This is a genomic window from Dechloromonas sp. A34, from assembly GCF_026261605.1.
GTDB lineage: Bacteria > Pseudomonadota > Gammaproteobacteria > Burkholderiales > Rhodocyclaceae > Azonexus.
On the sequence record NZ_CP102486.1, the window covers coordinates 4,049,784 to 4,069,801 of the forward strand.

A 20,018-nucleotide genomic window follows, 5' to 3' on the forward strand; every position below is an offset into this window, starting at 1 on the left:
AGACCGCTTGCCCGCAGCTTGCGATGATGAGGTTTCAAACTGTCCGGGGAATCCAGGAAATCGCGATGCCGAATCAGACCGGGAACAAATGCCTTGCCGCCGCATGATCGAAACTCCACCGCCCCTGACACACTATGCGCCCCGAAACTTCCGCGACCGAATGGCCTATGCCTTGGTCCGCTTTCTGCGCTTCTTTGCCGACACTTTCTTCGCTCGCCGCTATGGCCATCGCGCAGTGGTCCTTGAGACGGTAGCCGCAGTGCCGGGCATGGTAGGCGGTTCGCTGCAACATCTGCGGGCCCTGCGGCGCATGGAAAGCGACGACGGCTGGATCCGCACCCTGCTCGACGAAGCCGAGAACGAACGCATGCATTTGATGACCTTTCTGCAGATTGCCCGACCAACCCGCTTGGAACGGCTACTGGTCGTGCTTGTGCAGGGCGCTTTCTACAACTTCTTCTTTGTTCTGTATCTGATTTCGCCGCGGACCGCGCATCGTCTGGTCGGCTATCTGGAGGAAGAAGCGGTTTACAGTTACACCGAGTATCTGGCGGGAGTGGACAACGACACCTACGCCAACGTCCCAGCCCCGGCGATCGCCATCAAATACTGGCAGCTTGCCCCCGACGCGCGCCTGCGCGAAGTCATCATCGCCGTCCGCGCCGACGAGGCGCATCACCGCGATGTCAATCACCAGTTTGCCGACGCGTTGTCGACGGGATAGATGCCAAGCCGGCAGTTTCTGCACCACCCATGACGCAATATCCTACAAGCATAGTGGCGGTTTCTGACAGAGATCGTCAGGTTTCCCGATGCGAGCCGCGCCTGAATGATGAGAACATTAAACATGGCTGGCAGTCTCATCCTAGCGGGCTAAAGTGAATTTTTAGAGCGGTAAGCGCTCAAAGCAATATTGTGAGGCTCAAGTGTTTTACCCTGCAAAATAAATGCCATTGAGATATCCTGAGCAGCAGACAGACTCGACAGAGAACCGGCATTTGCCTTGCGGATTTACGGCAACGTACTCCAGCAGCAGGCCGGCGCTAGCAACCCAATCACAGAGGAGACTCCAATGTGGGTCACCAGCAGGGCAAACGCTACTCACAGCGATGGCAAGGCGATCGACGATCATGCGCAGGCGGTTATCGGCATGATCTTCAGAAATTCGACGGCTGGTTTGGTAGCGCGCCGCACGAGTCCCCGGTGATCTAGCGCCATGACAACCAGTAATACCCAGAATCAGATGGATCTGCGCCATCAGGCAAAGGAACGCGTTGCCCAACAAGGTTTGCCAATGACGACGATCGATACCGACCCGCAAAAGTTGCTCCTCGAACTGCAGGTCCATCAGATCGAACTCAGCATGCAGAACGAAGAACTGCGCCGGACGCAAGAAAACCTGGAGGCGTCGAAGGTCATCTACTTCGAACTCTACAATCTGGCGCCGGTCGGTTACTGCACGCTGAGCGAGACCGGACGAATTTTGCAAGCCAACCAGACAGCGGCCACCTTGCTCGGCGTCGCCCCGCAGGATCTGATCGAGCATCCGATCCGCAGCTTCATCCTCAAGGAGGAGCAAGACACCTTCCATTGCCACACCCAGGAGCTATTCGCCACCGGTGAGCTGCATAGCTGCGATCTGCGCATGGTGAAAGCAGACGGCACGACATTCTGGGTCCATCTGCGTTCGATCGGCGCCCTGGATGCAGAAGGCAAGCGCTTGTGCCGCACCGCATTCATCGACATTACCGAGCGCAAGCGCGCGGAAGAGGCCCTACGCGAGCAGAAGGAGTTCTTCCATCTGATTGCGGAAAACCTGTCGGACTTCATCGCGGTGTTGGACGTCGAGGGTCGGCGTCTCTACAACAGCCCGTCATACGAGCAGTTTTTCGGCGCACCCGAAGATCTGCGCAACACTGACTCCTTCGCCGAGATCCACTCGGACGACCGGGAGTACGTCAGGCAGGTTTTTTACGAAACGGTCCGCACCGGCCAGGGGCAGCGGATCGAATTCCGCTTCCAGATGGCCGACGGCAGCGTCCGCGACATGGAATCGCATGGCAGCGTGATCAAGGACAAGGACGGGCGAGTGGTGCGCATCGTCGTCGTCTCGCACGACATCACCGAACGCAAGCGGTTGCAGGAACAGGTTCGGCAAATGGCCTTCCATGATGTCCTGACCATGCTGCCCAACCGGCGCCTGTTCTGCGACCGCTTGAGTCAGGCGATCGCCGCCAGTTCGCGCAGCAACCTGTTCGGCGCCCTGATGTTTCTCGACCTGGACAATTTCAAGGTGCTCAACGACACCTACGGCCACGACGTCGGCGATTTACTTTTGATCGAAGTGGCGGACCGGCTGAAACGGTGCGTGCGCGAGATGGACACCGTGGCCCGCCTGGGTGGCGACGAGTTTGTCGTCATGCTCAGCCAGCTCGACCTGGAAAATGCGGAATCCAGCGCCCAGGCGGGGACCATTGCCGAAAAGCTGCGGGTCGCCCTCGAGCAACCCTTTCTACTCGCCGTCACCGACGCCGCGAATGTACAAACCACAATTGAGCATCGGTGCACGTCAAGCATCGGCGTGACCTTGTTCGACCAGCATGAAGCAAGCCCGGCGAGTGCGCTGAAGCGGGCCGACTTGGCGATGTATCTGGCCAAGACGGCGGGCGGCAACCAGGTTCGGTTTTTTGACGCTGGGGATGAATGCGGCAAATGACGGCCAGCGCAAGATCGCTCACCGTTACACAACGACTCATGGACTTTGCGGCAATCTGTGCCACCCTGAAGTGTCAGCCCGGAAACATCAATCGCTGACATCTCCCCCTAGCCAATAGATCAATCGTTCGACGACGAGGGGAACGTATTGCCCATGCAGCAGTCGCAGCAAAGGAAACACCATGACACAAAAGAACTCACATAGCCTCCCCAGCGCAAACCCTGCCAACGCCGAAGCGATTCATGCCCTGGCCAATATATACATGGTGAGCGCCGAACGCTTCACCGAACTCAATCTGTCCACTATTCGCGACGCCCTCGACGAAGGCATGTCGGTCACCAGGCAGCGCCCGGCTGCCGGCAGCAAATCGGGGTTCGAGTTTCCTCAGGCCACCTCCCTGCAGCCGATGATCGACAAGTCGATGGCTTACTCGCGCAGTGCCTACGAAATTCTTGCAGAAACCCAACAGGAAGTTCTCAAACTGCTGACCACCCAAATGGGCGTCTTCAGTGACAACTTCAAGCTCCCGACCGACTGGAATGGGTCGTTCGACATGTTCAACAATGGCGTCAAACAATTCACGACGGCGGCCAATCAGAACTTGTCGGCCACCACGGAAGCCGCCAGAAAATCTGCTGAGGCCGTGCTGAAGGTAAGCAAGGCGGCTTAAGCGGCCACTTCCGCCATGTAAATGGGCTCCGTCAGACGGAGCCCATTTTTTGTATCTCCAACACGGCAGCAGTTCGATAACCGCCCGCCGCTTACCCGGCAACCCGCTCCCAGATGCTGACTTCAGACAGCGTGTGCTGGAACTTGCGCTTGGTCTCGCGAATCACGAAGGGCACCGACAGCGGTCCGCGAACCAGCCGGAAGTGCCGGCCGAGGATGGCCTTGAGGCCATCGAGCGTGGTGAAGTTCTCGCCGGCCTGCTTGAAACCGCCAATCCATTCCTCGCGCTTGGTGTGTTCGGCCAGCCAGGTGTAGGGCGAGGCGATCAGCAGCAGGCCGCCGGAATTCAGGCGCTCATGTACCTCGCCGAGGAACTTGGCCGGGCTGTACAGGCGGTCGATCAGGTTGGCGGCCAGGATCAGGTCGTAGCCGGTGAAATGCGGCTTCAGGTTGCAGGCATCGCCCTGGTAGAACTCAACCTTGTCGGCCACCTCGGCCAGTTCGAGCTCGGCCAGGGTGCGTTCCTTGTAGGCGACCAGTTCGCCTTCCTCGACCAAGGTGTAGCGCAGGCTACCTTGCTCGGCCAGTTGCGTCCCGAGGCCGATGAAGCGGGCCGAGAAGTCGATACCGGTGACGCGCTCGAAATGCCGGGCCAGCTCGAAGCTGGCGCGGCCGGTGGCACAGCCGAGATCGAGGGCCGTGGCGGCCGGCTTGTCGCCCATCGCTGTGATGGCCAGTTGGGCCAGGGCACGCGGGAAATTGGGCACCTCGAAATAGCTGTCACCGTAGTGAAATTCGGCGTATTCGGAAAGCAGGCGATCGGTTTCGTAATGTGAGGTCTGCACAGCGGCCGGCGCCTCGCCGACGACATAGCGGAAACCGGCATGCTGGAAGAAATGACGACGGAAGGCATAGCGCGAAGCGGGCAGCGCCTCGTTGCCGCAGGACACCCATGCCCCACCCTTGAGCAGGTTGTGGCGGTCGTCGTAGGTTGGCGTCGTGAAGTCGTCGTAGAGCGGATGCACTTCGAAGCTGGCGAAGGGATAGATCGGCGTCTCGGTCCACTGCCAGACATTGCCGATCACGTCGAACAGCGGGCCATGGGCGAATTCGCCGACCGGGCAGGACGAGGCCCAGTGATCGAGTTGCAGGTTGGCTGCCGTTTCGTCGGCCGACAGCTCGCCGACTCCGGCGAAGGCGCGCAGGGCTTGCCATTCATCTTCGCTGGGCAGGCGCACCGGCAGCCCGGTCAGACGGGTCCGCCAGTTGCAGAAGGCCTTGGCCTCGTGAAAATTGGTTTCCACCGGCCAGTCCCAGGGCATCGCGACTTCTTCGAGCATCAGGCGCAGACGCCAGCCGGCGCCGTCCGCTATCCAGAAGGTCGGGTGTTCGGCCTGGGCAAAGTTCTTCCAGGCCGCCCCCTCCTCCGACCACAGCGCCTCGTCGGCATAGCCGCCGGACTCGACGAAGGCAAGGAATTCGCGGTTGGAAACCAGGTAGCGACTGGCCTGGAAAGCGGCGACCGCCGCCTGGTGGCTGCCAAATTCGTTGTCCCAGCCGTAGACGGCCGTTGCGCTGCGCTCACGGCCGAGATGCACGGCGCCGGTCGGAATGGCGACCAGTTCGTTGGCCGGGGCCGGGCCGCTGCGTCGGCAGGGTTCCCAGGCCGGGTGCGGCTTGACGTATTTCAACTGGTGCTGGCGGATCAGCACCGACGAGGTTTCGAGATGGATGCGCTCGTGCTCGATGCCCATCACTATCACCCACCACGGATGTTCCCAGCCGATCGGCAGGCTCAGCGGCAGCGTGCGGATCAGGCGGTCGACGGTGGCCCGCACTTCGCGGCGATAGGCGCCGACCTGCTCGACGCTCGGCCAGTCGTAGCGCGCCTCGCTGAGATCGTCCCAGCTCATTTCGTCGACCCCGATTGCGAACATGGACTCGAAGCCGGGATTGATGCGCTGGTCGATCAGACCGGCGAGCACCAGCTTGTTGATGAAGAAGGTCGCGGTGTGGCCGAAATAGAAGATCAGCGGATGGCGCAGGGCGATCGGCTTGACGAAGTAGGCCTCGTCGCCGCTCAGCACTTCGAACAGCTGCTCGTAACGGTCGAAGGTGGCGTGGAAATAGTCGAGGATTTCGGCGCGCTTGCCTTCGGCATCATGCCCGGTGAGCTGGGGCGTTCTGGGGAAACTAGGTGTGGCCATGGGGAGTCCGGCGCTGGATAGCCGTGTCATTGATCGAGTGACAGACATTCTAACCACTTGCCCGGCACCGGACACGGCCACCTCCCTCAACGCGGCCCGCCGTATTCGTCGGCCAGCTTGTCGTAATGGGCATGCGCCTCATGCTCGCCAATGCCCGCCGCGTACCATTCGCGCATCGCCGGATGGGAGAGCATGGCATCGCGATAAGTGGCGGCCACCGGCGGTAGGTCGACGTTATAGACATGGAAGCGCCAGACGATGGGCGCATACATTGCATCGGCCACCGAAAAGTCACCGAACAGGTACGGTCCGCTGTCCGTGGCAAAACGGCTACGCGCCTCTTCCCAGATTTCGACCACCCGGTCGATGTCGCGCTGCACTTCTGGCGCCGCCGGCTTGCCCTTGAGCTTGAACTTGAGGTTCATCGGCATCGCCGTGCGCAGCTGTGCAAAGCCGGCATGCATCTCGGCCGAAATGCTGCGCGCCCTGGCCCGGGCCTTCGGATCGGCCGGCCACATCGCCGGGTAGCGCTCGGCCAGGAACTCGGCAATCGCAATGCTCTCCCAGACCTGGAAACCGTCTTCATGCAGGCTGGGGACGCGGGCATTGCCGGCCAGCGGCTTGAGCGCCGGGTTGTAGTCGCGCCCGGCCACCGACACCATGTGCTCGGCAAAGGGCACGCCGAAATGCTTCATCAGCAGCCAGGGCCGCAAGGACCAGGAAGAGTAGTTCTTGTTACCGATATAGAGATCGAACATCAGAGAGTCCTCGCATGAAGTGAAGTTTTGGCCGGCGACTGGCCGATCAGTTCAAGATTACGAAACGGTAGGATGCCATGCCATTGGCCGAAGGGCTGCCGGCAATCCACCGGTTCGATGGCCAGCACGCCGCTGCCTTCGATCAGGATGCGGCCTTTCGGACAGCGGGCGCGCTGGCCGGCCTTGAGGTCGTGATCAACCCCTTCGACCCCGGCGGTCAGCCAAAGCTCCCCTTGTTCGCAGGCAATCGCGAATTCGCGGTCGCCATCCAGCCGCAGGATTTCACCGGGGTAGAGCAACAAACGGGCATATGTAACCATGGCTATCATCCATAAAACATGGCCACAATATACTCCGCCGCCCAGCAAGGAAAAAGCGATTTGCTTTCCGGTTAAGCGTTAGAATTTCTAACATGGAAAACCTGCCACCCATGCCCGCCCTGCGCGCCTTCGAAGCGGTTGCCCGCCTGGGCAGCGTCGTTCAGGCAGCCGACGAGCTGCATGTCACGCACGGCGCGGTCAGCCAGCAGTTGCGTTCGCTCGAGGACTATCTCGGCCTCAGCCTGTTCACCCGCGCCGGCAAGCGCCTGAACATTACCGAAGACGGCCGCATCTACGCCCTGCGCCTACGCATGGCGCTCAAGGACATTTCCGCCGCCACTACCGATGTGCTCTCGCTGCCCCGCGCCGACGAGCTGATCATCGCCATCCTGCCCTCCTTCGGCGCCAACTGGCTGGTTCGCCGCCTGCCGCGCTTTCTGGCGGCGCACCCCGATCTCAAGCTGACTTTGCGGGCCAGCCTCGAAGTCATCGATTTCGCGGTCGACCGAGTCGATGCCGCGATCCGCATGGGGCCCGGCGGCTGGGAAGGCACTTCGCAGACCCAGCTATTCATTGACCAACTGGTCGCCGTCGCCGCCCCCGGCTTCAATGGCGGCAACCTGCCGCAGACGCCGGGAGAGATCCTCGCCGCGCCGCTGATCCGCTCGGTCGAAAGCTGGAGTAACTGGATCGCCGCCGCCGGCCTGCCGGAAACCCCGCTCGGCGGACCGGTCTATAGCGATTCCAACCTGGTCATCGAAGCCCTGCGCCAGGGCCAAGGGGTCAGCCTGACCCGCCGTTCGCTGGTGCACGACGCGCTGCAGCGCGGCGAACTGGTCCTGCTCTCGAATATCACCGTGCCCTACCAGAACCCCTACTGGCTGGTCTGGCCCATGCGCAGCCACGGCACTGCCAAGCTGCTGGCCTTTAGCGACTGGTTGCAGGCCGAAGTCCGCAACTATCTCGCCGAAATGGGCTCTGCGCAACAGCCACCGGACGCCAGAATGAACCCAATCACCCCAGCCGGAGCAATCGAATGAGCCATGCCAAATCGTGCGAAGTCGCACTCGCCGTCAAGACCACCCCGGAACTGCTCGCCGCACTCGACGCGCTACGTCAGGGCTGGAAAACCGATCCCGCCAGCGTGCCAAAAGGCCTCTCCTGCTCGGAGTCGAAGGAGGGTCAGTTCGTCGCGGTCGCCGCTGAATCGGCTTTCGTCACCCTGCCCGGCGCCTGCGTCATCAAAGGCATCGGCGCCATCGAACTGGCCGGCTCGGGCCGGCTTTCGAAGAAGGCGTCAACTCGAAAAGCCTGATCCTGAAGGCGACGCCAGACGGCTGGACATTCTCGGTCAAGTTCATGCAGCCGATCATCCGCAAGCGGAACATCAAGTAACCAAGGCTGAATCTTCCGGCACCCGCCTTGATCGAACTCAGCCCTTCTCGGTGCAGCTTGGTTATGCCGCGGCCGCCCAGCCCGGATGCTGTCGCTCGAGACTCCGAATTTCGCCATTCAGTGCCACTTGCTGGCCGGCCGTGAGCATGCGCTGACCACCGTGCCACTCGTGGCTCACGCCATTGGCCGGCACTCCAGCGCGATGCAGAGCATTGGCCACGGAGCGCAGATCCGCTTCCTCGATGCGCCGACCGTCGCTCAACGCAGCAACAAACCCGCCCCCACATCCCATCACGTTCGCAGAAATAGTCATAACCACCTCGCTCCAATATTCGATTGGGTGCCTTATGCCATCAAGGGATTACGCCCGCACGCGACGAGGGGGTTCGGATGGAGGCCTGCCTGTGGCGGCGTTCGCGATCCGGTTTTTCTCCGAGCTTCGGTGCAGTGCTGATTTGCCTTGGTACCACAAAGACAAAAGCTGGCACTAGCTACCGGTACATCGTCGGACGATCCTGGCCATGTCGTCCCGGCTCTGATCAAGCATGGTGTCGGTGATCGCACCGTAACCATGCTCGTGAATCATCCGGCCCAGCAGATGATTGAAGACCGCGCGCTCGACACGCGACCAAGCCTTGGCGCGGTCGACCGGAAATACGCGATTGGCGCGCTGGATAAACTGTTCATGTGTCTCGCCGGAATAAACACCATACATCTCGGAATGCATGAAATCCTCCTTTGGTTACCAGTTTTATCTCTATTTTTCTCGGTTGGGGCTGGGGTGTTAATGGCTGCACCTTGCGGTACAGCCACTTGAATCAAGCTCAGGCGGCCATTTTCTGGACCAGCGTAGCTGACTTGCCGACGCGTTTTTCACCGGAAACAGCTTTGGCTGCACCCAACTGCTCGTTGAGCGAGGTGGAAATCAGCTTCTGCAGTTCGGCCGACTGGTCTTGCAGCAGGCGCAGGGATGCGGTCTGGTAGTCGCTAGCGGCGAGCACGACATCGCGCGTCGATTCGATCGAACTGCGCACCGCGTCCTGGAATTCCTCAGCCCATTGCTCGGGGTCCTGGCTAAAACTCCGCTCAGTACATGCCGCCTTCAACTGCTGGCTGGTGCGACCGATAAAATCTTGCGTGTGGTCCAGATTCAGGGAAACGAATTTTTCAAAACCGGTGAGCGCCTGGGTGCCCAGCTTCCGCGAAAGTTCGATGCCCTGAAATAACAAATCAAGTTGTTGCTGCATAGTCTCTTACTCTCTTTTGATATGGGGGATACAACATCCACTCTAACCATTGGATTTAGTCAGGATGTTGGATTGAATATTCCCACCACCCATGCCTAGGCAATATCGGAAGAATGCGCGACAACTGTCGGATATTGTCTCGACTCGTGTAGGAATTCGCGAAGCTACCCGACTCTTGATTCAGTCGAGCTTGTGTTCCATCACGTAGCGGGTCAGTTCGGCGTTGGACTGGACACCCAGTTTTTCCAGTATTCGCGACCGATAGGTACTGACCGTCTTGACGCTGACGAACAGCGTCTCGCCGATTTTGGTCAGCGAAACCCCCTTGCTGAGCAGAAGCAAGACCTCCATCTCGCGCTTCGAAAGCGCTTCGTGCGGCGGCCGCGGCCCGGCCGATGCCAGGCCGGACAGCAACTTTTCAGCGAGCGTCGGGCTGACATAGCGGGCGCCGTCCACCACCGTGCGAATCGCCGTCAGCATCTGATGCGGCGGGCTGTCCTTGTTGAGATAGCCGGAGGCACCGGCATCGAGGGCGGGAATGGCGAATTCGGCCTCCGAGAACATGCTGAAGATCAGCACCGGCATCTCGGGGCGGACGCGCTTGATCCGCTTGAGAACCTCGAGCCCGTTGAGGTCCGGCAATGCCATGTCGAGCAGGACCAGATCCCAGTCACCCTTATGCACCAGGGCGAGCGCTTCCGCCCCGCTGGCGGCCTCGGCGGTAATTTCGAGATCCCCGGTATCGGCCAGAAATTGGCGCAGGCCGAAACGCACCACCGCGTGGTCATCAACAATCAATATCCGTTTCATCATTTGCTTTCCTGTCTTCTTTGCCGTCTTCGAGGGGAATTCGCAAGCTCAGGCATGTTCCGGCATCCGGCAGGCCGGTGATGGAAAGCTGACCGCCCAGGTACTGAGCACGTTCGCGCATGCCGATCAAGCCAAAGGAGTCGGGTTTAAGTCGGCAATCCTCCGCCAGACCGACCCCGTCGTCGCTGATCTCGACATTCAGATATCCCTTGTGCTTGCGCATGGAAATAAAAGCTCTGCTTGCGCCGGCATGTTTGGCGATGTTGGTCAGCGCCTCCTGCACGATCCGAAAAATGGCCGTGCTGCGCTCGCGTGACAGCCTGACGTATTCCGGCAGGCGCAATTCCGTGGAGATGCCGGTCAGTTGCGAGAACTGGGCGGCATGCCATTTGATGGTCGCAACCAGGCCGAGCGTGTCCAGGGTTGCCGGCCGCAAATCGGCCGAAATGCGTTTCACCGTCTGCAGTGCGTCATCGAGCTGGCCGAGGATGCGCTGAATCGAGGCTTGCTGTGCTGCGGAAGCCTTCAGGTTTCCGGCAACCGTTGCCAGGCCAAGCTTGACCATGGTCAGCGTGCCGCCCAGTTCGTCGTGCACTTCGCGGGCGATGGTCGCGCTTTGCTCCTCGCGAACCGTTTCCAGGTGGGCGGCCAGGCGCTTCAGGCTGCGGGCACTTTCCATCTGCTCTTCGACCGCCAGTTTGCGCACGGTAATGTTCTCGTGCTTGATCACCAGCCGGAGCGGACCATCGCCGGGAAAACCACACAGCCTCATGACATACCAGCGGCGCTCTTGCGGGGTATTGCATTCGTATTCAATCGAATAATTCTGGCTGCCGCCAGCCAGTGCCGCGCGAATGGCAGCGGCGACCTGGGCGGCTACCTGATCCGCGTCGCGCGCCGCCGCATCGCAAACCTCGAGGTAGTTGGACCCTTCGCACAGCTTGCTAGCGTCCCCGCCATTGGCGACCGCCGATTCGCGCCAGGCCTTGTTCACCGCGATGATTTGGCCGCTGGCATCGAGTACGCACAAGGCGAAATCCAGGGCGTCAATCGTCGAGCGGGCGAAGCGTTCCGATTCCAGCAAGGCCAGCGCCCGGGCTTCAGCCTCGGCAGTACGCTGAGCCACCTTCAACTCCAGCGAGTCATTGATGCGCCGCAGCGAGGTTTCGGCGCTCTTGCGCGCGCTGATGTCGGTCAGGCTGCCGACCACCCGCTCGGTTCGGCCCTCGGCATCGCGCACGATATGAACACAATCGGAGATATGCAGCCAATGGCCAGCGCTGTGTCGCATGCGGTACTCCAGTTGAATCTGGCCGCTACGCGCTTTCAGGTCGCGAAATATCTCCTTCCGGATCCGCTCCAGATCCGCCGGATGGACATTCTCGCGCCACCAGGACCGGCCGGATTCGGCATCCAGCCCGCTGACGCCGAAGATGCGACCGAGACCGCTGGACCAAAAGGTCGTATCGGTCTCCCGATCCCAGTCGTAAACCACGCCGGCCACCGCCTCCATGGCCAGGCGAAAGCGCGATTCGCTGGCCGAGAGCGCGGCCTCGGCGCGTTTGCGCTCGGTGATGTCCTGGGTGCTACCAAAGCCGCCAAGCAGATTGCCCTGCGCATCAAATTCGAGTTCCGCCCGCTCGCGGACCCACCTCGTCTCGCCGGCGACCACGATGCGGTGCTCGACGTCATAGGGAACGCCATGCAGGGCAGCCGACCAGGATTGATCGAGGAAGGCCTGGTCGTCGGGATGCGAGATCGACAGAAAGGTCTCGTAGGTCAGGGGCGTGCCCTTGGGAGTACCGAAGATGCGATGGTTTTCATCTGACCACAGCAATTGGTTCTTCTGGACATTGAGGCGCCAGCTGCCGGTCTGGGCGACCGCCTGGGCCCGCCGGAGATCGGCTTCGTTGTCGCGGAGCGCCTGCTCCATGCGCTTGCGGGCGCTGATATCCGCCAGATAGCCATGCCAGAGAATGCTGCCGTCGGCTTCACGCTGCGGCATCGAATGGCCGTCAACCCACACCTCGCCCTTGTCGGGATGGCAAACCCGGAATTCGTCCCGCCAAGGGGTCATCGACGCGGCGGAATGGGCAATCGTCTCGTTGACATGGCCAAGATCGTCGGGGTGAATGCGCTCAAAGAGCGGCCTCGCGTCATCCCGGACAGCCTCCGGCTGGATACCATAAAGCCCGACCAGTGCGCCACTGGCGTAAGGAATACAGGCGCTGCCATCGGGACGCAAGCGGTAGGAGCAGATCACGCCCGGCACGGTCGCGACGATCTTGGTCAGCCATTCCTGCAACTCGAGCTGCCGGCGCAGCGCCGCCTCGGCCTGCTTCTGCGCCGTGATGTCCTGGACCACCGCGTTCGAGCGGATCGGACGACCCTGCTCATCGCGCAACGGGGCCAATTGCACATTGACCCAGACGACGCTGCCATCCTTGCGCACATAGCGCTTGTCGACGACATAGACGTCACCCCCTCCTTCCATGGTGGAACGAAAATCCTGCCAGTTGCTCTCCCGGTCATCCGGGTGCGTGATGTCGCGGAAGGACATGGTCAGCAGTTCGTCCGCCGCATAGCCGGTGATTTCGCAGAATTTGCGGTTCACGCGCAGGATGCGGCCGGTCGTCGGGTCGGACTGGGCACTGCCCAGCACCGAAAACTCGAACATGCTGCGAAATTCCGCCTCGCTTTGGCGCAACGCGGCTTCCGTCGCCTTGCGCGCGGTGATGTCGCGATGCCGGTAGAGCTTGCCGGAAAAGCTGCCGTCAGCCGTGGCGATCTGCGTAACCAGGTTTTCCGACCAGAACTCAGAGCCGTCCTTGCGCCGGCAGCGCACTTCGGAAGGAGCGCGGGGCAGCCCGGCATTGCTCTGGATCTCCTTTTGTCCGAGCTCTAAGGCATCGGCATTTTCGGCATAAAGAAAGTCGGTGGCACGGCCGCGCGCCTCGTCCGCCGAAAAGCCGAAGAGTCGGCTGAAGGCCTGATTGGTCAGCGCGATGCCCCCTCGCTCGTCGGCAACGACGACAGCGTCGACCATGAAGTCGCAGACCAGACGAAGCAACGCGGCCGAGTCGCTGGGCGTGTAGCATTCGGCAGACTGCGGCGCGGCCGTGGTCATGACAGGGCAGTTCAGTTGCTGAGTCACCAAGGCATCGCTCCCAAAAATAACAAGAACTCGCGTTTCTCCGCGCACGGGTTACCGCTGCACCCGGCCAATTTGGCAGCACAGAGCATGCCCATGTCAAGCCAGGCGCGCAGCCCCTACGGCGGCCAGCCGAATTCAGGCGCTCAGCGCCAGGCTGGCCCACAGGTGGGCACCGACCAGCGCCCGCCACGGGGCGAACTCGTCCAGCCAGGCTTTGGCTTCGGCCTCGCCAAATTTTCCTTCCCGCTCCGCCCCGACACCCAGGCGCTGGATGGCGCGCCGCACCGCGGCGTCGCCGTGCAGCGAGCCGTCAAGCCAGCCGAAGCCGCGCAACAGCGCGTAATTCACGGTCCATGGACCGACCCCGCGAATCGCCAATAAGCGCTCGCGGATGGTCTCGACAGGCGGCGCGACCAGCCAGGCGTCGAGCGGCAGTTGGCCGGCCAGTACCTGCTCGCTGATCGCCAGCAGCGTCCGTGCCTTGCTCTGCGACAGGCCAGCGGCCCGCAGTTCGGCTTCGCTGAGTGCGGCCAGCCGCGCCGCATCGGGATAGCAGGCGAGGCCGTCCGAATGGACCAGGCCAGCCACCTGGATCAGCCGGCGGCGCACGGCGACCGCCGCCCCGACGCTGATCTGCTGGCCGATGACGGCCCAGCTCAAGGCCTCGAATGGGGTCGCTGCCAGCGGCACACGCAGCCCGGCCTGGCGGGCAAGCAGCGGGCCGAGTTGCGGGTGGTCGCGATAGTGTTGCTCGAATGCCTCCACCGCCTGGGTCAGGCCGAGCATGCGGCCGACGTGGGCGGCCAGATCGCCGTCGGCCAGCGCCCCGTCGATGGCCAGTTCGGCCGCGACCCGGCCGGGGGCGAAGTGCAGCGTCAGGCAGGCTGGCTGCCCGAGCCAGACCATGCCCTTGTGCAATGCGGCGGGCGCGACCCGTTCGGCCAGGGCCTGAGCATCGCGTTGGTGAAACTTGAGCAGGTCGGCGACGCGAAAGCCGGCCGGCAGATCGAGGCAGCAGCGCAACGCGGCCATCAGCGGGCCTTGCGAAAGGTGAGGTTGAGCCGGCAGTTGCCGACCAGCGGGTGCTCGCCGGCCTTGACGGCGAGCACCCCGTGGTAGCGCAGGCGGTCGGGGCCGCCCCAGACCACCGCGTCGCCATGGGTCAGCGCGATGCGCTGGGCCGGATCGGCCCGCTTCAGACCACCGAACAGAAAGGTCGCCGGCAGCCCGAGCGATACCGAGACGATGGGCTGGGTAAAATCGCGTTCGTCGTGGTCCTGGTGCAGCGACATCCGCGCGCCGACGGCGTAGCGGTTGATCAGGCAGGCATCCGGCACGAAATCGGGGAAGCCGGCGGCTGCCGCCGCATCGCCAGCCAGTTCAAGGAACAACGCCGGCAGCGGCGGCCAGGGCTGGCCGTTCGCGGGATCGGTCGCCGAATAGCGGTAACCGCTTGCGTCGGTCACCCAGCCGAGCGGGCCGCAATTGCTCATCGCGACCGACATGACAAAACCGCCCGGTGTCGTCATCCGGCGAAACGGCGCGGCCGCTACCACCTGGTCGATCGCGGCGCAGATCGCCGCGTCGTCGGCCAGCGCAAAGCCGCGCAGGAGCGCGGTGCCCGGCCCCAGGCGCTCGGTCCATGTCCGGCGATCAATGCCGGCCAACAGATCACCCATCAAGTGCCCGCCTCGCGGTCGAGCAGAGCCCGCTTGCGCTCGACGCCCCAGCGATAGCCGGAGAGGCTGCCGTCGGTGCGCACGACCCGATGGCAGGGGATCGCCACGGCCAGCGCATTGGCGGCGCAGGCCCCGGCCACGGCGCGAACCGCCTTGGGCAGGCCGATGCGCCGGGCGATTTCGCTGTAGCTCGCCGTCTGCCCGGCCGGAATCTCGCGCAGGGCCTGCCAGACGCGCTGCTGGAAAGCCGTGCCGCGAATGTCGAGCGGCAGCTTGAGGCCGATGCCGGGCGCCTCGACCAGGCCGACGACCTGGGCCACCCAGGCTTCGAAGCCGGCATCGCCCCCGTGCAGCGTAGCCTTCGGAAAGCGATCCTGCAGATCGCGGGCCAGTGCCGCGGGATCGTCGCCGAGCAGGATGGCGCACAAGCCGCGTTGGCTGGCCGCAACCAGGATGGCGCCGAGCGAGCACTGGCCGATGGCGAAGCGGATTTCGACCTCGCTGCCGCCGGCCCGGTAACTCTTCGGGGTCATCCCGAGTAGCTGGTCCGCTTGCGCGTAGAAACGACTGCTGGCGTTGTAGCCTGCGGCATAGGCGGCATCGGTCACGCTGCCGCCCTGCGCCAGACCGGCCCGCAGACGTCCGGCGCGCTGCGCCGCGGCATAGGCCTTGGGGGTAAGCCCGGTCTGCGCCTTGAACAAGCGATGCAGGTAATGCGGACTGAGCCCGGCGTGGGCGGCCAGTTGGTGCAGCGTCGGCGGTGAATCGGCGGCGTCAATCAGCCGGCACAATTCGCCAATCAGCCTTGCCTGGCGTTCGGCCAGCGGCGGCAAGTCAGGCCGGCAACGCCGGCAGGGGCGAAAACCGGCCGCTTCGGCGGCGGCCGCCGATGAATGAAATTCGACATTTTCCGGGCGCGGCGTCCGGGCACCGCAGGACGGCCGGCAATAGACGCCGGTCGTTCTCACCGCGTACCAAAAATCGCCGTCGGCCGCCGGATCACGGGCCAGGACGGCCGCCCAGCGCGGGTCGTTCAGCGTTGCCGCGGCACGGCGTTCAGTCGGGTTCGATGCGTTCATGGTCATCCTTTCTACCATTGCCAAGTCGACAACCCAAATCTAGCCTCGTTCAAGGAGGCAAACACCCCGTTGCTTGCTTTTGAATTCGGGGTCGCCCGGTGGCCGCAAGCTTGGCTAGTACCACAAAGGCAAGAGCTGGCACTAGAATGCTCTCCCTTTTTGCCCGCCGCCAACGTCCATGACCACCGCCCCCAGCCTCCCCGCCGACACGCTCGCCGCCCTGGCCGATGCCGAAACCCAGCGCGCCACCGCCCGGCTGGCCCAGGACGTGTTTGCCGGCGTCTTCCGCCAGGCCTTCACGCCCGATCCGGAACAGCTCGGCAAGATCCTGAGCGAGCTCGAGTCGCGCTGCATCGACTGGTGCCAGGCCGGGGAAAGCGACGACAGCCGGCTGCTGCGCCTGGCGCTGCTGATCACCGGCCTCGATCAATGGGGCCTGGCCTACACCCAGGCTTTCAACCTGAATGCCATTCCCGCCCTGACGGCGCTGATCGCCTCCTTGCGCAGTCGCCTGAACGCCCAGTCCGATGCGCTCTTCCAGCAGTATTTCGCGCGCCTCGAAGCGGTCGAGACCGATGCCGTCGATTTCAAGGTCGAACTGCGGCGCAGCCTGCACCTGGCGCTGTGGCACGCCATGGTCGCCTGCGAAACGAGCGAAGAGGCCCAGGACATCCTGCGACCGCTGGGCAGCATGCTGCTCGCCCTCGACCGGCAAATGCCCGAACTGGGCTGGCGACTGGTCGCCGACGCGCTGGCCCACATCCAGATCAGCCTGCTCGGCGAGATCGCGGCGGCGACCGAAGTCGCCCAGGACAGCACGCAGCAGTTGTTCGGGGCGCTGCGTCAGGCGCTGCCGGCGGAGCGCTACCAGAGCATCCTGCGCCACTCCGGCCAGGTGGTGCTCGCCTGGCAGCAACTTCGGCGCAACGGCGAGCCGCACTAGCCATAAAGGCGACGCCGCGCTCCCGGCGACCGGGAAAGCGAACCCACAGATTGCGTCGGCGCATGCCGTACGCAATCTAACGTATTTCCCCGGAATCTCCCGCTCCTTAATCTGGCGCTGCACTGCAACAACGCATTCGACCAGATCACTCAACGACCGAGGAACTTCCATGAACAATCGACGCAATTTCATCAAGGCCACCGTACTCTCCGCCGCCCTGGCTTCCATCGGCATGACGGCCCACGCCGCCGACACCATCAAGGTCGGCGTGCTGCACTCCCTGTCCGGCACCATGGCCATTTCCGAGACTGCGCTCAAGGAAACCGTGCTCATGACCATCGACGAGATCAACAAGGCCGGCGGCGTGATGGGCAAGAAGCTCGAGCCGGTCGTCGTCGACCCCGCCTCCAACTGGCCGCTGTTCGCCGAAAAGGCCCGTCAGCTCCTGACCAAGGACAAGGTCGCCGTGACCTTCGGCTGCTGGACCTCGGTCTCGCGCAAATCGGTGCTGCCGGTTTATAAGGAACTCAATGGCTTGCTGTTCTACCCGGTCCAGTACGAGGGTGAGGAACTGGAAAAAAACGTCTTCTACACCGGCGCTGCCCCCAATCAGCAGGCTATTCCGGCCGTCGAATACTTGATGAGTAAGGACGGCGGCGAAGCCAAGCGCTTCGTGCTGCTCGGCACCGACTACGTCTATCCGCGCACCACCAACAAGATCCTGCGCGCCTTCCTGAAGTCCAAGGGCGTCGCTGATGCCGACATCATGGAAGACTACACGCCGTTCGGCCACAGCGATTACCAGACCATCATCGCCAAGATCAAGAAGTTCGCCTCGGAAGGCAAGAAGACCGCCGTCGTGTCGACCATCAACGGCGACTCCAACGTGCCGTTCTACAAGGAACTGGGCAATGCCGGCCTGAAGGCCACCGATGTGCCGGTCGTCGCCTTCTCGGTCGGCGAGGAAGAACTGCGCGGCGTCGATACCAAGCCGCTGGTCGGCCACCTGGCTTCGTGGAACTATTTCATGTCGCTCAAGAACCCGGAAAACGACAAGTTCGTGAAGCTCTACCGCGACTGGGCCAAGAAGGCCAAACTGCCGAACGCCGACAAGGTGGTCACCAACGACCCGATGGAAGCCACCTACATCGGCATCCACATGTGGAAGCAGGCCGTCGAAAAGGCCAAGTCGACCGACACCGACAAGGTCATCGCCGCCATGGCCGGCCAGACCTTCAAGGCACCGAGCGGCATCATGTCGAAGATGGACGAGAAGAACCACCACCTGCACAAGTCGGTGTTCATCGGCGAAGTAAAGGCCGACGGCCAGTTCAACGTCGTCTGGAAGACGCCCGGCCCGGTCAAGGCCCAGCCGTGGAGCCCGTTCATCGCCGGCAACGACAAGAAGAAGGACGAGCCTGAAATGAAGTAAGCCGGCGCTACGGTCAGTCGTACAAAGCGGGGGCTGCGGCCTCCGTTCTTTTGGTACAGGGTTAGGCCTCGCCTGGCCTGAAGTTCAGGCGTAGCGTCGGATCCGGACGTTGCTCCCGGAATCGGAGACCATGACCAAAGCCCTGAGTTTTTCCGAGTAGAAGAACTTGTTCTTGATCAGCGATCGGGCAGTGAGCGAGGGAAAGGCTCCGGTCTGCACTTCCGGCGTGATACTTGCCGCCTCGAGGTCGATCAGAAACGGCACCAGGGGCAGCGTCGCCTCATCGGGAAAGCTGTCGTTGAGGTCATATGGCATCAGCAGGAAAATCCGGTCGATTTCCGGAACATATTCCATGATGGTCGATTCGTCGTAACGATTGGCATCGATGCACCTGTCCTTCTTCAGGCCACTCAGCCGAAACGTCTGCGTGATTTGGGTATCGAGGTTCCAGACACGCAGCATCGGCGGCCAGAAGTAGTTCTTGTTGTAGGTCGGCCGCGCGAACAGGCACCAGTTGCGCGCCTTGCGGCAAGCCGCCGATGCATAGGCTTCCCAGCCGCTGGGCAGATTGTTCATCCACTGCCAAGTGTCACTCAGCGTGTTGTAGCCCCAAAAACCGCCCGGCGTACCATTCCAGAACGGGCCGCAGATATAACGCTTGTTGACCTCGTCCCAGGTTCCCTTGACCGCCTCACCTGTTGCGCCACCACCAGGCTTGCCGTGAGTAATGTAGTTTTTGTTGAAGGGGAATTTGCGCGACCAAGTGTTGGTCGACTCAGTCCACTCCCAGTACTGGCGGACGCCATGCCGCAACTTGCCATCGGCAAAGGTCATCGCGGCATAAGTGTGGCGGGCCGTTGGATTGCGGGTATCGGCGGCCGGCTCGATGGGGTCGTAGAACATGTCGTGGTTGGCTACTGTGGTCGTTGGATTCGCCTTGCAGTAGTCCTGGGCCCGGGTGTAGATCGAATAGCTGTTGTCACGTGGCGGATTGGTCTTGTAGTTGGCCGGCCAATGGGTCTGCATGTCCGGCAACTTGGCGATGGCCCAGGTCATCTTGCGCAGATCGAACCGGTAGAGGCCATTGTTGGCCGATCCCTGGTGCCCGCCGCCATGGGCAAAAACCCGCCCGCCATCGGCATCGTGGGCAAAACCGCTGTAGTCATCGAGCACGTCGGCGAGATCGGAGGCGCCGGGATCGTTGTAAGTCGGTAGCGCCGCACTCAGCAAGGGTTGGACTTTTTTCACAAAGGCCGTTTGCGCCACCTCGACCCACGGGCCTAGCGGCACCAGATCGAACGAGCGCCGCGTGATAATGCCGGAGGCATCCCGACCTGGCGTCCACAGGAAAGTATTCGGGTTATAACTGCCGCCTGCCTGCCCTTGGGAAAAAAATGGTGGTTGCTCTTCGGCCACGGTGAGTGCGGACTGAATCGGGTAGTACTCGGATGTCGGAATCGTCATGACGAAAAACCTTTCGTGGACAAAGGTAGCACTGCAGCATTGAAGGTCAATGTAGCGCGGCTGGCCTCGATGTCAAAACCCGCTGCCTGATGGGTAAGCCATTCCGGGCAATGGCTCGCACACGGCGCTTTTCTCGATACTTTGT

Annotated in this window: 19 protein-coding genes; 8 read left to right on the forward strand and 11 right to left on the reverse strand. The window is 62.3% G+C overall.

From position 1 onward, the window contains the following. The first annotated feature begins 160 nt into the window (after nt 1-160). The 4 genes from NQE15_RS20155 (at nt 161) to phaP (ending at nt 3,386) form a co-directional block, all read left to right on the forward strand. Nucleotides 161-724 (forward strand): alternative oxidase, encoded by a 564-nt coding sequence (locus NQE15_RS20155; RefSeq protein WP_416336479.1) that lies wholly within the window; start codon nt 161-163, stop codon nt 722-724. A 348-nt stretch (nt 725-1,072) separates the two neighbouring features. Then, nucleotides 1,073-1,207 (forward strand): hypothetical protein, encoded by a 135-nt coding sequence (locus NQE15_RS20160; protein ID WP_265944129.1) that lies wholly within the window; start codon nt 1,073-1,075, stop codon nt 1,205-1,207. A gap of 9 nt (nt 1,208-1,216) precedes the next feature. Next, complete coding sequence (locus NQE15_RS20165) at nt 1,217-2,716, forward strand: diguanylate cyclase domain-containing protein (RefSeq protein WP_323054916.1); 1,500 nt, start codon at nt 1,217-1,219, stop codon at nt 2,714-2,716. A 262-nt stretch (nt 2,717-2,978) separates the two neighbouring features. Beyond that, a complete protein-coding gene (gene phaP / locus NQE15_RS20170; RefSeq protein WP_416336480.1) occupies nt 2,979-3,386 on the forward strand; it encodes a TIGR01841 family phasin in 408 nt (135 codons plus the stop codon). 91 nt (nt 3,387-3,477) lie between these two features. On the opposite strand, the gene ovoA is transcribed toward phaP, so the two are convergent. The 3 genes from ovoA to NQE15_RS20185 all read right to left on the reverse strand — a co-directional run bounded on the left by ovoA (nt 3,478) and on the right by NQE15_RS20185 (nt 6,670). Beyond that, the gene (gene ovoA, locus NQE15_RS20175; RefSeq protein ID WP_265944133.1) at nt 3,478-5,592 is read right to left on the reverse strand and encodes a 5-histidylcysteine sulfoxide synthase; all 2,115 of its coding nucleotides are present in this window, start codon (nt 5,590-5,592) and stop codon (nt 3,478-3,480) included. An 86-nt stretch (nt 5,593-5,678) separates the two neighbouring features. Then, nucleotides 5,679-6,350 (reverse strand): glutathione S-transferase, encoded by a 672-nt coding sequence (locus tag NQE15_RS20180; RefSeq protein WP_265944135.1) that lies wholly within the window; start codon nt 6,348-6,350, stop codon nt 5,679-5,681. Next, complete coding sequence (locus tag NQE15_RS20185; protein ID WP_265944137.1) at nt 6,350-6,670, reverse strand: DUF2917 domain-containing protein; 321 nt, start codon at nt 6,668-6,670, stop codon at nt 6,350-6,352. The genes NQE15_RS20180 and NQE15_RS20185 overlap by 1 nt, the downstream gene beginning before the upstream one ends. 92 nt (nt 6,671-6,762) lie before the next feature. On the opposite strand from NQE15_RS20185, the gene NQE15_RS20190 reads away from it, so the two are divergent. Beyond that, nucleotides 6,763-7,710 (forward strand): LysR substrate-binding domain-containing protein, encoded by a 948-nt coding sequence (locus tag NQE15_RS20190; RefSeq protein ID WP_265944139.1) that lies wholly within the window; start codon nt 6,763-6,765, stop codon nt 7,708-7,710. Then, on the forward strand, nt 7,707-7,985 hold the full coding sequence (locus tag NQE15_RS20195) for a hypothetical protein (RefSeq protein ID WP_265944141.1): 279 nt from the start codon (nt 7,707-7,709) through the stop codon (nt 7,983-7,985). The genes NQE15_RS20190 and NQE15_RS20195 overlap by 4 nt, the downstream gene beginning before the upstream one ends. Before the next feature lie 567 nt (nt 7,986-8,552). Here the strand turns inward: NQE15_RS20195 and NQE15_RS20200 are convergent. The 7 genes from NQE15_RS20200 to ada all read right to left on the reverse strand — a co-directional run bounded on the left by NQE15_RS20200 (nt 8,553) and on the right by ada (nt 16,034). After that, nucleotides 8,553-8,792, reverse strand: coding sequence for a hypothetical protein (locus tag NQE15_RS20200; protein ID WP_265944142.1), 240 nt, complete (start codon nt 8,790-8,792; stop codon nt 8,553-8,555). Between the two features lie 97 nt (nt 8,793-8,889). Beyond that, the gene (locus NQE15_RS20205; RefSeq protein ID WP_265944144.1) at nt 8,890-9,312 is read right to left on the reverse strand and encodes a phasin family protein; all 423 of its coding nucleotides are present in this window, start codon (nt 9,310-9,312) and stop codon (nt 8,890-8,892) included. Nucleotides 9,313-9,492: 180 nt separating this feature from the next. Then, complete coding sequence (locus tag NQE15_RS20210) at nt 9,493-10,125, reverse strand: response regulator transcription factor (protein ID WP_265944145.1); 633 nt, start codon at nt 10,123-10,125, stop codon at nt 9,493-9,495. Then, entirely contained in the window at nt 10,100-13,276 is a 3,177-nt protein-coding gene (locus NQE15_RS20215) for a PAS domain S-box protein (RefSeq protein WP_265950360.1), read from the reverse strand. Before NQE15_RS20215 ends, NQE15_RS20210 begins: the two co-directional genes overlap by 26 nt. Nucleotides 13,277-13,411: 135 nt before the next feature. Then, the gene (locus tag NQE15_RS20220; RefSeq protein WP_265944146.1) at nt 13,412-14,308 is read right to left on the reverse strand and encodes a DNA-3-methyladenine glycosylase family protein; all 897 of its coding nucleotides are present in this window, start codon (nt 14,306-14,308) and stop codon (nt 13,412-13,414) included. Further along, nucleotides 14,308-14,955, reverse strand: a complete 648-nt coding sequence (gene alkB, locus NQE15_RS20225) for a DNA oxidative demethylase AlkB (RefSeq protein ID WP_265944147.1) — start codon at nt 14,953-14,955, stop codon at nt 14,308-14,310. The genes NQE15_RS20220 and alkB overlap by 1 nt, the downstream gene beginning before the upstream one ends. After that, the gene (gene ada, locus NQE15_RS20230) at nt 14,955-16,034 is read right to left on the reverse strand and encodes a bifunctional DNA-binding transcriptional regulator/O6-methylguanine-DNA methyltransferase Ada (RefSeq protein ID WP_265944148.1); all 1,080 of its coding nucleotides are present in this window, start codon (nt 16,032-16,034) and stop codon (nt 14,955-14,957) included. The genes alkB and ada overlap by 1 nt, the downstream gene beginning before the upstream one ends. 178 nt (nt 16,035-16,212) lie before the next feature. On the opposite strand from ada, the gene NQE15_RS20235 reads away from it, so the two are divergent. Both NQE15_RS20235 and urtA read left to right on the forward strand, forming a co-directional pair. Further along, the gene (locus NQE15_RS20235) at nt 16,213-16,977 is read left to right on the forward strand and encodes a hypothetical protein (RefSeq protein WP_265944149.1); all 765 of its coding nucleotides are present in this window, start codon (nt 16,213-16,215) and stop codon (nt 16,975-16,977) included. Between the two features lie 169 nt (nt 16,978-17,146). Continuing rightward, complete coding sequence (urtA, locus tag NQE15_RS20240; protein ID WP_265944150.1) at nt 17,147-18,409, forward strand: urea ABC transporter substrate-binding protein; 1,263 nt, start codon at nt 17,147-17,149, stop codon at nt 18,407-18,409. An 84-nt stretch (nt 18,410-18,493) separates the two neighbouring features. Here urtA and NQE15_RS20245 read toward each other — a convergent pair whose 3' ends face one another. Then, complete coding sequence (locus tag NQE15_RS20245) at nt 18,494-19,873, reverse strand: hypothetical protein (protein ID WP_265944151.1); 1,380 nt, start codon at nt 19,871-19,873, stop codon at nt 18,494-18,496. Nucleotides 19,874-20,018 lie beyond the last annotated feature (145 nt).